Raw genomic sequence first — 12,551 nt, forward strand, 5'->3', positions numbered from 1 at the left:
TCACAAATGGTACAGGTCAAACTTTTCGATTGTGAACATGAAAAGGATCTCGAGGAAAGCATGAATGCGTTTTTGGAAAAAATAGAGGAAGATAAACTGATTGACATCAAATATAATATTGCTGCCATGGTGGAGCCGGCAGAGGATGACCAGATTTATTGCTTCTCTGCAATGATTTTGTACCATAAATAAAGCGGAGTGTGGGGACGCTCACTTTTTTGCCCCGCTCTGCTTTTTTTCGTCCACACGATTGTAAAAGATGATCCATGGTAGCTGCAGTCTCAACTGCCATCCATCCCGCCACCTGTCCGCGGAAAAAATTCTTCATAAAAAAATTGTCAAGCGGGTATGTTCGCGGTACACTACATTATAGTGTGTGAAAAAAGGCCCGTCCGCATCAGGGGCGGCCGGAAGATCATTTCGGGCGGGAAGGGATTTTATGTCTTCAAAATTATTGCGCGGCACATTTATTTTAACACTTGGGACGATCATCTCGAAAATTCTCGGGGTGTTCTATGTGATTCCGTTTGATGCGATCATCGGCGGATCAGGACCGGAGGCACTCTACCAGTTCGGGTATGTCCCTTACAATATTTTTATTAGCATTTCCACGGCAGGCGTCCCGCTTGCTGTCGCAAAATATGTGGCAAAATACAATGCGCTTGAAGAATATGCAGTCAGCCGGAAGCTGTTCAGGTCGAGCATGTATTTAATGATTGGGACCGGTATTGCCGGCTTTCTTGTGATGTATGTTTTTGCCCCGTATTTTACGGATTTGGCGATGGCCGGTAAGCAGGAGGCTCAGGTTTTCTCAAAAGCCGACGTGACGGTGGTGATCCGGGCGGTCAGTTTTGCGCTGATCATTATTCCGGTGATGAGCCTGATTCGCGGTTTTTTCCAGGGGCACCAGTCAATGGGGCCTTCTGCTGTTTCCCAGGTTGTGGAGCAGGTTGTCCGGATTTTATTTATGCTGATCGGTGCTTACGTGATTTTACATATGCTCCACGGCAGCATCGTGTCCGCCATCAGCGCGGCGACATTTGCCGCATTTGTCGGTGGGATGGCGAGCCTGTTTGTGCTCATTTGGTACTGGTTCAAACGAAAACCGCATCTTGACCGGCTGCTTGAACAGGACAAAGGCACAATGCATGTTTCGATTCCCACGTTGTATAAAGAAATCATCCTTTCTGCCTTGCCGTTTGTATTTGTCGGGATCGCCAATTCGCTTTACCAGATGGTTGATCAGCTGACAGTGAAGCGCGGTATGGAAGCGGTCGGGCTCGGGAAAATGTGGCAGACGCAGCTCGGGATATTGAATTTCCAGTCGCACAAGCTTGTCATTATTCCGGTCTCCCTTGCGACCGCCTTTTCCATGACACTTGTTCCGATGATTACGGAAGCTTTCGCAAAAAGGGAGCGCGATATGCTCGTCCGATCTGTTGACCAGACATTGCAGGTGCTGCTTTTTATTACGGTGCCGGCTGCGCTTGGGATGTCGCTTTTGGCCAAGCCTATTTTTGCGATTTTTTATAATACGGATAACGCCGTCTCGGTCAGCGTGCTGATGCATTATGCACCGGTTGCCATTTTGTTCTCGCTTTATTCCGTGACAGCGGCGATCATGCAGGGGGTCAATGAGCAGCGCTGGACGATTTTAAGCTTGCTCGTCGGGCTATTGTTAAAATTAAGCCTGAATATCCCGCTGATCAAAATGTTTGGGATTCTCGGCGCGGTCTACGCCACGGCAATCGGGTATACAGCGTCGATTCTGATCAGCTTTATTGTGATCAAAATTTTCGCAGCCTATCCGTATCGGACGGTGATCCGGCGCACGATCCTGATTTTGATTTTTAATGCTGTCATGCTGGCGGTGGTCGGTGCTGTTTATAAAGGGCTCACACTTGTGCTTTCGCCTTCTTCAAGGTGGCAGGCATTGCTGATTGTTGTGATTTGCGCCGCGGCCGGTGCGGTTGTTTATGCCTACCTTGGCCTGAAATCGAAACTTGCGGACAAGCTGTTCGGCGTAAGGATTCAACGCGTGAAGGCAAGGTTGCATATGCGGTAAGCAGACGGGATGATTTGTGCAACAGGAAGCGCAATGTAAGGCTTGCGGGCAAGATGCGGGATAAAGTTGTGTATGGCTGACGGGATTGCAAGTGGCGGTAAAAAGCCGAACTTCCTGGCGTTTTCGGCTGTTCAACCGTTTAGCCGTGGGTTGTAAGCGGGAGAAAAAAGCTGGATCCCATTTTAGCGGATAGTTTTCCGGCGGTGGGGTTCAACGCGTGAAAGCGGGATTGTGAGCGAGAGTAAAAGCTGAACCCTCTTAAGCGGATAGTTGACCTGTATCAGGGTTTAACGCGTGAAAGCAGGGATTGAAATCGCGGGTAAAAAGTTGAACCACTTTAACCGGATAGTTTTCTTATGTCAGATTTCAACGTGTATGAGCAGAGATTGCAAGCGGGAGAAAAAGGCTGCACTCCATTTTAGTGGATAAACTTTCCGGGTTAGTTGTCAACACCTGAAGGAGGGGTTGCCTATTTGGGTGCAGGGTAAGCGAAACTGATGAGCAGGTGAGGAGTATTGAACCTGCGGGAATAGGTTGTAAATGGCAGGGATAAACGGCCCTTAAACATGCCAAAAGCGGCACTGCATGTCTCCGCTGCCGCTTTCCAAAAAAACAATTTGTTTCTTTCTCTAAGATGACATCTTAACTTTTTTGCTTGTTGTTGTCCAAATCCCCCTGTGTGTGCTTTTGACCAAGTCGTTGTATGCCAGCACATTCAAATCTCTTTGAATGGTGCGAGGAGTGATGCCGAACTCATCTACCAGTTCCTGGGTTGTCACAGTCCCTTTCTCTTTAATAAACACATAAATTGACTTAATACGAGTAAGCATACGGTCTGTTGATGGTTTCAAAATACCACTCCCTCATCTTTTTTCCAAAGACAAAGACGACAAACAGCTTTACAACATGTTTAGCTTACAGGAATATGCGTGCCGTTCGGACAACTCCTTTTTCTAAAATTTTTTTCTAAGATGTCAGACAATTATATTGTACATCTTTTTGCCTGAATTGACAAATATATCAGCTCTTGTTTACACCATATGTTGTGCCCGTTAAGTTTATAACCACTATTGGTAGCGCTTTCTTTTTACCGGCCTTTTCCTGGGTTGCCGCTATTCGGCTGAGGGGATGGCCTTTACCAGCCCGATGAAGGACATTTCGACGGTCCCGGCATCACGTTCTGTCTTTCATCACCCTGATGAAGAACATTTAGCTGTTTCCCGGCATCCGTTTTGTCCTTCATCATGCCGATGAAAGACATTTAGCTATTTGCTGGGAGGTGATTTGTCCTTCATCATAGTTATGAAGGACAATTCGCCGTTTGCGGGCCCATGTTTTGTCCTTCATCATAGTTATGAAGGACAATTCGCCGTTTGCCGGCCCGTGTTTTGTCTTTCATCACGCCTATGAAGGACAATATTCCGCTTGTCGACCTTTGATTTGTCTTTCATCCCGCCGATGAAAGACAATATGCCGCTTCCCCGACCTATGTTTTGTCCTTCATCCTTCCAAAGAAAGACCATATGCTGTTTCCCGTCTCCCTTTTTGTCTTTCATTCCCCGGCCGGCAAAAAATATCAATTCATTTTATAATCAATGGAAAAAGAAGTAAAATAAAGAACGAATGACAACGTAAAGGAGCGACAAAAATGGCCGATATCCACTGGATGGAAGAAGTATTAAAAAGGAAAGAGGATTTGATCCGCGACCTTCAAGGGATTTTGCAGATCAGAAGTGTCCTCGATGAAGCAAATGCAACAGAAGAAGCACCACTCGGGCAAGGCGTCAGGGAGGCACTCCAATATATGCTCGATCTCGGTGAAAAAGACGGTTTCAAAACGAAAAATGTGCAAAATCTCGCCGGGCACCTTGAAATGGGGGAAGGAGAAGACATTCTCGGGATCCTCGGGCATGTCGATGTGGTGCCGGAGGGGGACGGCTGGACAGTTGATCCGTACAGCGGCATAGTCAAAGACGGGAAAATTTATGCACGCGGCTCAAGCGACGACAAAGGCCCGACAATGGCGGCTTATTACGGCATGAAAATTGTAAAAGAACTCGGGGTGCCGCTTGAAAAAAGGGTGCGCCTCATTGTCGGCACAGATGAAGAAAGCAACTGGAGATGCATGGACGCCTATTTTGCAAACGAGGAAATGCCGGCCATCGGGTTTTCGCCGGATGCCGACTTCCCAATTATTTACGCAGAAAAAGGAATTGCCGATTTTGACATCATCCAGGATCCGGAAAAAACGGAAAATACGGGGCAGGCGGAACTGCTTTCTTTTGAATCGGGGCGCCGCTACAATATGGTGCCAGATTATGCGGAGGCACGCATTGTCACGCACGGCGAGCAGACGGAACTTTTGCAAAAATTCCAGGATTTTCAAAAGGAAACCGGACTTCGCGGGCAGGATTTTGTGGACGACGGCGTTTTGATTTTAAAACTGGAAGGCGTTTCGGCCCATGGTGCGGAACCGGAAAACGGAAAAAGCGCGGGGCTTTATTTGGCAAAATTTTTAAATAATGTGGCGCTTGACCGTGCCGGGGCAAAATTTATCAAAACGCTCAACCAGTTCTTCGGCCGTTCACGCGGTGAATATTTCGGCATCGGGTACAAAGATGAAGTTTCAGGGGAATTGACGATCAATATCGGGATCATGTCCTATCATCAGGAAAAAGGCGGCCGCATAGGATTAAATATGCGTTATCCCGTTACTTTCGATCTCGAAGCAGGAAAAACAAAAATTGTGTCGAAATTAAAAGAAGACGGCTTGCGTTTTGATCATTTTTCCGATCAGAAACCGCATTATGTTGACAAAAATGACCCGCTGATTACGACGCTTGCGAAAGTGTATGAGGAGCAGACCGGAGAGGAAGCGAAGCTGTTGGCAATCGGCGGCGGTACATATGCACGTACCCTTAAAAAAGGTGTGGCATTTGGGGCGCTTTTCCCGGGCCGCGAAGATGTCATGCACCAGAAAGATGAGTACATGTATGTGGAAGATTTGCTTAAAGCAACGGCTATTTATGCACAGTCCATTTATGAACTGGCCGGGAAGCACGCGTGACTTTAGCTGCGTCAATGCCGGCGGGCCGCAAGCAAGCAGAAGAACGAGCGGGAAAGCCGCAATAAAATGAAAAAAGGCAAAGGGGTTGCATCATGGAGAAACTGGTTTTAAACGGCACCCTGATCGACAGGGGAGAAGCAAGCGTTGATATTGAAGACCGTGGTTATCAGTTCGGGGATGGCATTTACGAAGTGGTCCGCGTATACGGGGGCAGGCTTTTTACAAGCGAAATGCATTTAAAGCGGCTCTATCAAAGCGCGGAAAAACTTTCGCTCCACATTCCGTATACAATGGAGCAGCTCACGGCACAACTGGAAGCACTGGTTGCAGCAAACCGCCTCGATACAGGCATTGTCTATTTGCAATTTACGCGCGGCGTTGCCAAGCGGAAACACCATTTTCCGGAAACAAGCGAAACGACGTTTGTTGCATACACGAGTGAAATGGAACGGCCGCTTGAAAAAATGAGAAAAGGCGTAAAAGCGGTGCTTGCGGAAGACATCCGCTGGCTGCGCTGCGACATCAAAAGCCTGAACCTGCTCGGCAATGTGCTCGCCAAACAAAAAGCTGTGGAAAACGGCGCTTATGAGGCAATCCAGCACCGCGGCGAAACAGTGACAGAAGGCTCGTCGTCGAATGTATTTATCGTAAAAGACGGCGTGCTCTTGACACATCCGGCAACGAACCTCATTTTAAACGGGATTACAAGACAAGTGGTCTTTGGCATTTGCGGGAAAATAGGCATTCCTTTCCGGGAAGAGCCGTTTACGGTAGCGGATTTGCGCGCGGCGGATGAAGTCTTGATGACAAGCACGACATCCGAAATCATGCCGATTGTGGACATTGACGGTAAACCCGTTGCAGACGGCACACCAGGCGCAATAACGTTAAAACTGCAGCAAGCTTTTGACAGGGAGATTCATGCTCTTTCGGCAGCGGTGCCGGGCGCGCCAAAATAAAAGAAGGGGCATTCCTTTAGCCGGAGGAACGGTTAAAGGAATGCCCCTTGCTATTTTTGGAGCCTGGCTTCTTCTTCTCCTGCCGGTTCAAGCTCCGACATGTGGGCAAGCACAATTTGATGAAGAAATGGCTTCTTCAGTTCACAATACCCGCTTTTGTAAATAAATACGATTTCACAATTCTCACCTTTGTACATGACATGGTCGCCAATCTTCACTCCAGCTCTCCCCCCTTAACATATTTATATACCCTATTCGGAAAAATGAAAACATCGGAAATGCCGGAAACCAGATTTTGCACAGTATACCTGCAGGGCAGTTTTTGTTAAAATAAACACAAAACCACGATGGACAGGGGCGAAAAAAGCGATGGCAAACCATTATTTTTATGCCGTCTTGCTGCCGGAAGCGTTCAAACAAAAATTGCAGCAGGCAACGGCCGGCTTGAAAGGGAGCCTGCCGTTTAAGCGATGGGTGCACCGCGATGATCTTCATATTACCCTTGCCTTTTTGGGAGCGGCAGAAGAGGCGCAATTGGAAAAAGCGAACCGGCTGATTGCAGATCAAATCGGTGCATTCCACGTGCTGCCGCTTGTGTTCGACCACTTCGGTACTTTTGGGAAAAAAGACGAACCGCGTGTACTCTTTGCAGGCATACAGGAATCACCGCCGCTTTCTGATCTTGAGACAATGGTGGCCGGCTGCTGCCTTGAAGCAGGTTTTTCACTTGATCGAAGACCGTTTCACCCGCATATGACGCTGGCGCGGAAATGGGACGGTGACAGACCTTTTGCTGACGGCATGCTGGATGCGTTTTCGCCTGAACCGGTGCCTTTTTCGGCAGACCGGATCGTGCTCTACCGGACGAATCTCCATCAAACGCCAAAATACGAAATCGTGCAGTCTTTCAGGCTAGCTGATGCACAGAATTTGAAGTAAGGGAAAAGGAAAATGGGACAGTTATTAAAAATGCAAGACTTTGTATCACGTTATGAAACAGACTTAATCCGCTACACCAACCAGTTTATCCGGCTGAAAAAACAACAGTGGGAAAAATTCCGGGAAAACTGGGAAAACGGGCCGGAGGAAGAAGAGGAAGCGCCTGCGCAGGAAGAATCGCGCCAGGTCCTTTCCCGCATGAAACACTGGTTAAAAAGAAAAGATACGGCCGAAATAGAGGAGCCGGACGCGCCGGTTTTCCACGCGCCACCCGGGGAATTGGATTTTGCCCCGCAGCTTGCCTTTTTGCCGGAGACGGAAGACCAGTTAAAAAAATTATTTCTCGACCAGCTGTTCCGGTTCCAGCTGAAATGGGCCAGTTCCACTTTGCTGCAACAGTCCGAAATCCCAGCCGTCCTTTATTTTGACCCGGACTTAAAATATTTTTTGCAAAGATTTCCGGATACATTTTTATTGATGTACCGGCCGGTTTTTTCATTCAAAAAAGCCGTTTTGGAAATGGAACATCTTTTGATTTCGCCAATGGCGGTATGGTGTATTGCCTTTGTGGAAAAAGAAAAGGATGCCGTCTTTTTCGGGTCGAACGGCCGTTTCTGGAAGAAGCGGACAGCCGGGAACGAAGAAAATATTTTAAATCCGGCCATTGCCCTCGCGCGGACGGAAAAAATCGTGCGCAGCATTCTGAAACGGCATGATATCACCTTTCCGGTCGAAAGGGCGCTCATTTGCCGGAACGGGTTTATTCAATGGCCGGATGCGCCGGATGGCCTCCATATTCTTGACAAACGCCCGCATGTCGAATGGTTCCGGCAACAGCGAAATTTGCGCTCACCGTTTAAATATATGCAACTGAAGTCGGCCCAAGTGCTGCTTAACGAATGCCTGGACAAAAAAAGTGCCGGAACGAACGAGGCTGCCCGTGACGGCGCCGGGGAATAGAGCGGGAATTTTTCCTGCAAACATTGGAAAATTTTCGGTACAAACAGCCGCCTTACCGGTATTTCAATATTTCTGGGAAATCCGGCCCCGGGTTAAACCAAAATTACGCTTGACGAAAAAAGTCAAAAAGCGATAAAATTTACTGAAAGGTGGCTATTGTGAATGATACTTGCCAATAGCTGTCTTTTTTTGTTTTTGTCTCCGTTTGCCGAGTGAAAAAACCGGCAGCTGCGGATTTTTCAGCAAACAGGAAGAATCCGCGTCAATGTTTTGTGTAAAATGGAATGGCATTTTTACTTTTTTACAAATCCTACTTTTCCTGGCTTTATAACAGGGATATCGCTGTTTTTTCATCGGTGTGAGGTTGACTTACTGAATTTGAAGGTGAACATGTTGGAAGATATATTAGGAAAAGGCTGGGAGATCATGCCGGCAGGGGGGGCGACAGGAGAAGCCTTCTATGCCAAATACCAGGAACAATCCCTCTTTTTAAAACGGAATTCATCGCCGTTTCTGGCCGTGTTATCCGCTGAAGGCATTGTCCCGAAGCTTGTCTGGACGAAAAGGCTAGAAAACGGCGACACCATCACGGCCCAGCAGTGGGTGGAGGGCAGGGAACTAAAGCCTTACGAAATGGAAGAAGAACGCGTTGCCAAGATGCTGAAAAAAATTCACGATTCAAAACCGCTTTTAACGATGCTGCAAAGGCTCGGGCTGGAATCGATGAAGCCTGAAAACATGCTGCATGATCTTAAATCCGGCGCAAAAGGGGAATGGCCCGATGCACCAGGTGTTCTGGATGCCCTTGAATTTCTCGAACGTGAACAGCCGAACGTTGCATACGGGGATTGTGTCGTCTGCCACGGCGATATCAATCATAACAACTGGCTTTTATCAAACGAAAATGAATTGTTTCTGATCGATTGGGACGGCCCGCTGATCGGCGATCCGGCGATGGACATCGGCATGCTCCTGTACGCCTACATTCCGCCCGAAAATTGGGAAAGGTGGTTGCTGCAATACGGCACGAAAATGACCGCAAGCCTTTCGCTCCGGATGAAATGGCACACCATTTACCAAGCGATTGTGATGATTTGCTGGCATAAAGAAAAAGGCCGGTACGAAGAAATGCAACGCTGGCTTGATTTTTTGCAGAACGTGCATGGCGGCGTGAAAAAATAAAAGAAGGCTGCATCGCGTTTGCCTGGGTCTTCTTTTTTAGAGAAACTGCCAGTTGAGGGCTTGCAGCGAAAAAAGTGTACCGGTTTCGAACGAAAAAGAAGAGAAACCGGGTGATGGTTCCTCTTCTTTTTGCCGCTCTTCATTCTTTAAAAATAGGTGTTCAGCTGGTCAACCCATTCCCCGAGCTTGTTTTGGTGGGCTTCAATATGGTCGTCCAAATGCTGGGCATATTTTCCCGCCTGGCTGTAGCTGTACACATCTGTCAGCGTTTGTTTCATATCATTTGCGACAGCCGGATTGACGAGCAATGATTTGACCAGCCTTTCCAATTGTTCACATTCCGAAACAGATCCGCAGCAGTCTGTTTGATGATCGTACAAAATATCCGTTAATAAGGTTAACTGGTCGCGATGGCTGAGTGCCAAGTGGAACACATCCTTCACTAGAGATATGCAGCTGTTGACATGTGCATGAAGGCCTTGCACCGGTACCTCCATACATACTCTATTGTTTAACCTGTCTCTTTTTTTATGCAGATAGGCCAGGCTTTTGCCAAAAAATATAAGTTGGGGTGTTTTTATGAGATTACGGAATAAGCCGTGGGCGGAAGAAAAATTAAAAAAGTACCCGCAATTCGTCGTACCTGACCCGGAAAAATGGCGCGGCCATTGGCAGGCGCTGTTTGGAAACGGCAACCCGCTCCATATTGAAATCGGAACAGGGAAAGGCCGGTTTATTTCTGAAATGGCGGAACAGCATCCCGAAATCAATTTTCTCGGGATCGAAAAACAGCCGAGCGTGATCGTGTCTGCACTCGATAAACTGATTGAAAAAAACCGCCCGAATGTAAAATTGTTAAATGTGGACGGTGCAAAGCTGCGGGAATTTTTTGCAAAAGGCGATGTCGAACAGATTTATTTGAATTTTTCCGACCCGTGGCCAAAAAAACGCCATGAAAAACGGCGACTCACATACCGCACTTTTTTGCAGCTGTATGAAGACATTTTGGCGGACGGCGGGGAAATTCATTTAAAAACGGACAACCAAGGTCTGTTTGAATACTCGCTGCAAAGTTTTTCGGAATATGGCCTGCAGTTAAAAAATATCAGCCTTGATTTGCATCGCAGTGATTTTTCCGGCAATGTCATGACAGAATATGAAGAAAAGTTTTCCGCACAAGGGCAGCGCATTTACCGCTGTGAGGCAAAATACCGCAACGCGCCCGGCGCACTGCAAGGATAATGGCAGTGCGGGGCGCTTTTTTTTGCATCGTGCACCAGACATGGAAAAACGGGAACGGGATTTCTAATTTTTTGCTACGCAGAACAGTTGGGAAAAACAGGACCGGTATTTTCGATTTTTGCAAAGCGAAGCAGGCAGGGAAAATGGGAGTGGCATTTTCCTTTTTTGCAAGTCGGAACAGCTGGGAAAAAAGGGGTCAGCATTTTCAATTTTTGCAAAGCGGAACAGGCTGAGAAAAACGGGACCGGTATTTTCGATTTTTTGCAAGGAGGGACAGGCTGGGGAAAACGCAACAGCATTTTCAGTTTTTTACATTACGGAACAGGCTGGGGAAAAAGGGAACGGCATTTTCAATTTTTTGCATTACAGAATTGGCGGGGAAACACCACAGGGCAAAGCGGACAGGCAGGATCGCCTTTTTTACAACGCGACACAGGCAGGAAAAATGGGAAATGGTGGCGAATATAATGAATTGAAACCGATTACAGGAGGGAGAAGAATGGAACATTTAACAGTCGGTGAAATGACACTTTACTGGCTCGATGGTGGCGTCACGCATCTGGATGGCGGTGCCATGTTTGGCGTTGTTCCGAAACCGCTCTGGTCGCGGAAATATCCATATAATGAAAAAAACCAGATTGAACTTCGGACAGACCCGATCTTTTTTCAGCTGTACGGGAAAAACATTCTCATTGAGTCCGGGATTGGCAACGGAAAACTGACAGACAAGCAGAAGCGGAATTACGGCGTCACAGAGGAGTCGCAGATCGACCGTTCATTAAGCGCATTCGGGTTGACACGGGAGGATATCGACATTGTGCTCATGACGCATTTGCATTTTGACCATGCATGCGGCTTGACCATGCCAGATGATACAAATGGATATGTCCCTTCATTTCCAAATGCCGCCATCTATGTATCTGAAACGGAATGGGACGAAATGCGTCACCCGAATATCCGTTCAAAAAGCACGTATTGGAAGGAAAACTGGGAAGCAATCCAGCATCAGGTGCAAACGTTTAAAGAAGAGGTTACCATTGAAGGCAAAGTCCGGATGGTACATACAGGCGGGCACAGTGACGGGCATGCGATTGTAATGGCGGAGTCCGGCGGCGAGAAATGGATCCATATGGCAGATCTTTTGCCGACGCACGCGCACCGCAACCCGCTTTGGGTGATGGCTTATGATGATTACCCGATGACCTCCATTTTTCAAAAACAGAAATGGATTGAAGAGGCGATCCGGGACAATGCCTGGTTTGTATTTTACCACGACGCTGTCTACCGGGCGCTGAAGTGGGATACGGACGGGAATATGATAGAAAAAGTGGAACGTGAAAAAATGCCCGTATAAAGTGGTAAAAAACGGTGAACAAAAGGTCCACCGTTTTTTACTGCCGCGTATGGGAAAAGATCCGTGCCGATTTTTGCATGGCATAAACCCCTGCGGCTTTCCTGCTAAACCGACCCGGTAACGAGAACGCGCCGTTTTAAATTTCACATCGAAATGCATCTTATCCTGTTAAATGAACAACCATCCAGCAAAGGGCCGGCTTAAAAATGTGAGGAAGCGCGGGATTTACATGGAGTGCGTCTACGTTAAGGAAGCACGGAAAAAAGATGGGCCTTTCTTCACCTAGAGCCTGTCTACATTAAGAAAGCAAGCAAAAACAAGGCGCTTTCTTAATCTAGAGCCTGTCTACGTTAAGGAAACGCGAAAAATTGAGGATCTTCCTTAACCTAGAGTGCGTCTACGTTAAGAAAGCGCGGAAAAAAGACGGCCTTTCTTTACATAGAGGGCGTTTACGTTAAGGAAGCAAGCAAAAACGAGGCTCTTGCTTTACATAGAGGGCGTCTACATTAAGGAAGGATGGAAAAACGAAGGCCTTTCTTAACATAGAACCCGTCTATGTTAAGGAAGCGCGGAAAAACGAAGGTCTTTCTTCACATAGAGTGCGTCTACGTTAAGGAAGCATGGAAAAAAGATGGCCTTTCTTTACATAGATCCTGTCTACATTAAGAAAGCAAGCAAAAACAAGGCGCTTTCTTAATCTAGAGCCCGTCTACGTTAAGGAAGCACGGAAAAACGAAGGTCTTTCTTCACATAGAGCCCGTCTACGTTAAGGAAGCGCGGAAA

General features: G+C 47.3%; 12 protein-coding genes. 9 read left to right on the forward strand and 3 right to left on the reverse strand.

The window, feature by feature from the left end:
• Window positions 1–6 precede the first annotated feature (6 nt).
• Both BCOA_RS29790 and BCOA_RS29795 read left to right on the forward strand, forming a co-directional pair.
• Window positions 7–192, forward strand: coding sequence for a sporulation protein Cse60 (locus tag BCOA_RS29790; protein ID WP_014097666.1), 186 nt, complete (start codon window positions 7–9; stop codon window positions 190–192).
• Window positions 193–439: 247 nt separating this feature from the next.
• Complete coding sequence (locus BCOA_RS29795) at window positions 440–2,065, forward strand: putative polysaccharide biosynthesis protein (protein ID WP_014097667.1); 1,626 nt, start codon at window positions 440–442, stop codon at window positions 2,063–2,065.
• A 629-nt stretch (window positions 2,066–2,694) separates the two neighbouring features.
• Here the strand turns inward: BCOA_RS29795 and BCOA_RS29800 are convergent.
• A complete protein-coding gene (locus BCOA_RS29800) occupies window positions 2,695–2,916 on the reverse strand; it encodes a DeoR family transcriptional regulator (protein ID WP_014097668.1) in 222 nt (73 codons plus the stop codon).
• A gap of 797 nt (window positions 2,917–3,713) precedes the next feature.
• Here BCOA_RS29800 and pepV point away from each other — a divergent pair.
• The gene (gene pepV, locus BCOA_RS29810) at window positions 3,714–5,132 is read left to right on the forward strand and encodes a dipeptidase PepV (RefSeq protein ID WP_014097669.1); all 1,419 of its coding nucleotides are present in this window, start codon (window positions 3,714–3,716) and stop codon (window positions 5,130–5,132) included.
• A 92-nt stretch (window positions 5,133–5,224) separates the two neighbouring features.
• A complete protein-coding gene (dat, locus tag BCOA_RS29815; protein WP_014097670.1) occupies window positions 5,225–6,091 on the forward strand; it encodes a D-amino-acid transaminase in 867 nt (288 codons plus the stop codon).
• Window positions 6,092–6,141: 50 nt separating this feature from the next.
• Here dat and BCOA_RS35400 read toward each other — a convergent pair whose 3' ends face one another.
• On the reverse strand, window positions 6,142–6,309 hold the full coding sequence (locus BCOA_RS35400) for a hypothetical protein (protein WP_014097671.1): 168 nt from the start codon (window positions 6,307–6,309) through the stop codon (window positions 6,142–6,144).
• Window positions 6,310–6,460: 151 nt separating this feature from the next.
• On the opposite strand from BCOA_RS35400, the gene thpR reads away from it, so the two are divergent.
• The 3 genes from thpR to BCOA_RS29830 all read left to right on the forward strand — a co-directional run bounded on the left by thpR (window position 6,461) and on the right by BCOA_RS29830 (window position 9,172).
• Window positions 6,461–7,030 carry an RNA 2',3'-cyclic phosphodiesterase gene (gene thpR / locus BCOA_RS29820; protein WP_014097672.1) on the forward strand — a complete coding sequence of 190 codons (570 nt, stop codon included), beginning with the start codon at window positions 6,461–6,463 and terminating at the stop codon, window positions 7,028–7,030.
• A 12-nt stretch (window positions 7,031–7,042) separates the two neighbouring features.
• Entirely contained in the window at window positions 7,043–7,990 is a 948-nt protein-coding gene (locus BCOA_RS29825; RefSeq protein ID WP_014097673.1) for an NERD domain-containing protein, read from the forward strand.
• Window positions 7,991–8,380: 390 nt separating this feature from the next.
• Window positions 8,381–9,172, forward strand: coding sequence for a phosphotransferase family protein (locus BCOA_RS29830; RefSeq protein WP_014097674.1), 792 nt, complete (start codon window positions 8,381–8,383; stop codon window positions 9,170–9,172).
• A 146-nt stretch (window positions 9,173–9,318) separates the two neighbouring features.
• Here the strand turns inward: BCOA_RS29830 and BCOA_RS29835 are convergent, their stop codons facing one another.
• A complete protein-coding gene (locus tag BCOA_RS29835; protein ID WP_026104490.1) occupies window positions 9,319–9,597 on the reverse strand; it encodes a YtzH-like family protein in 279 nt (92 codons plus the stop codon).
• A 154-nt stretch (window positions 9,598–9,751) separates the two neighbouring features.
• Here BCOA_RS29835 and trmB point away from each other — a divergent pair, with 154 nt between their 5' ends.
• Complete coding sequence (trmB, locus tag BCOA_RS29840; protein WP_026104491.1) at window positions 9,752–10,414, forward strand: tRNA (guanosine(46)-N7)-methyltransferase TrmB; 663 nt, start codon at window positions 9,752–9,754, stop codon at window positions 10,412–10,414.
• 499 nt (window positions 10,415–10,913) lie between these two features.
• Window positions 10,914–11,768 (forward strand): YtnP family quorum-quenching lactonase, encoded by an 855-nt coding sequence (locus tag BCOA_RS29845; RefSeq protein WP_014097677.1) that lies wholly within the window; start codon window positions 10,914–10,916, stop codon window positions 11,766–11,768.
• Window positions 11,769–12,551: the final 783 nt, after the last annotated feature.

Origin of the sequence: Heyndrickxia coagulans 36D1 (assembly GCF_000169195.2) — a bacterium.
GTDB classification, from domain to species: Bacteria; Bacillota; Bacilli; order Bacillales; family Bacillaceae_C; genus Weizmannia; species Weizmannia faecalis.

Excerpts from the sequence above, each read along its gene's own strand:
- BCOA_RS29790 (WP_014097666.1), top strand. The coding sequence starts at position 7 with ATGGTACAGGTCAAACTTTTCGATTGTGAACATGAAAAGGATCTCGAG.
- BCOA_RS29795 (WP_014097667.1), top strand. The coding sequence starts at position 440 with ATGTCTTCAAAATTATTGCGCGGCACATTTATTTTAACACTTGGGACG.
- pepV (WP_014097669.1), top strand. The coding sequence starts at position 3,714 with ATGGCCGATATCCACTGGATGGAAGAAGTATTAAAAAGGAAAGAGGAT.
- dat (WP_014097670.1), top strand. The coding sequence starts at position 5,225 with ATGGAGAAACTGGTTTTAAACGGCACCCTGATCGACAGGGGAGAAGCA.
- thpR (WP_014097672.1), top strand. The coding sequence starts at position 6,461 with ATGGCAAACCATTATTTTTATGCCGTCTTGCTGCCGGAAGCGTTCAAA.
- BCOA_RS29825 (WP_014097673.1), top strand. The coding sequence starts at position 7,043 with ATGGGACAGTTATTAAAAATGCAAGACTTTGTATCACGTTATGAAACA.
- BCOA_RS29830 (WP_014097674.1), top strand. The coding sequence starts at position 8,381 with ATGTTGGAAGATATATTAGGAAAAGGCTGGGAGATCATGCCGGCAGGG.
- trmB (WP_026104491.1), top strand. The coding sequence starts at position 9,752 with ATGAGATTACGGAATAAGCCGTGGGCGGAAGAAAAATTAAAAAAGTAC.
- BCOA_RS29845 (WP_014097677.1), top strand. The coding sequence starts at position 10,914 with ATGGAACATTTAACAGTCGGTGAAATGACACTTTACTGGCTCGATGGT.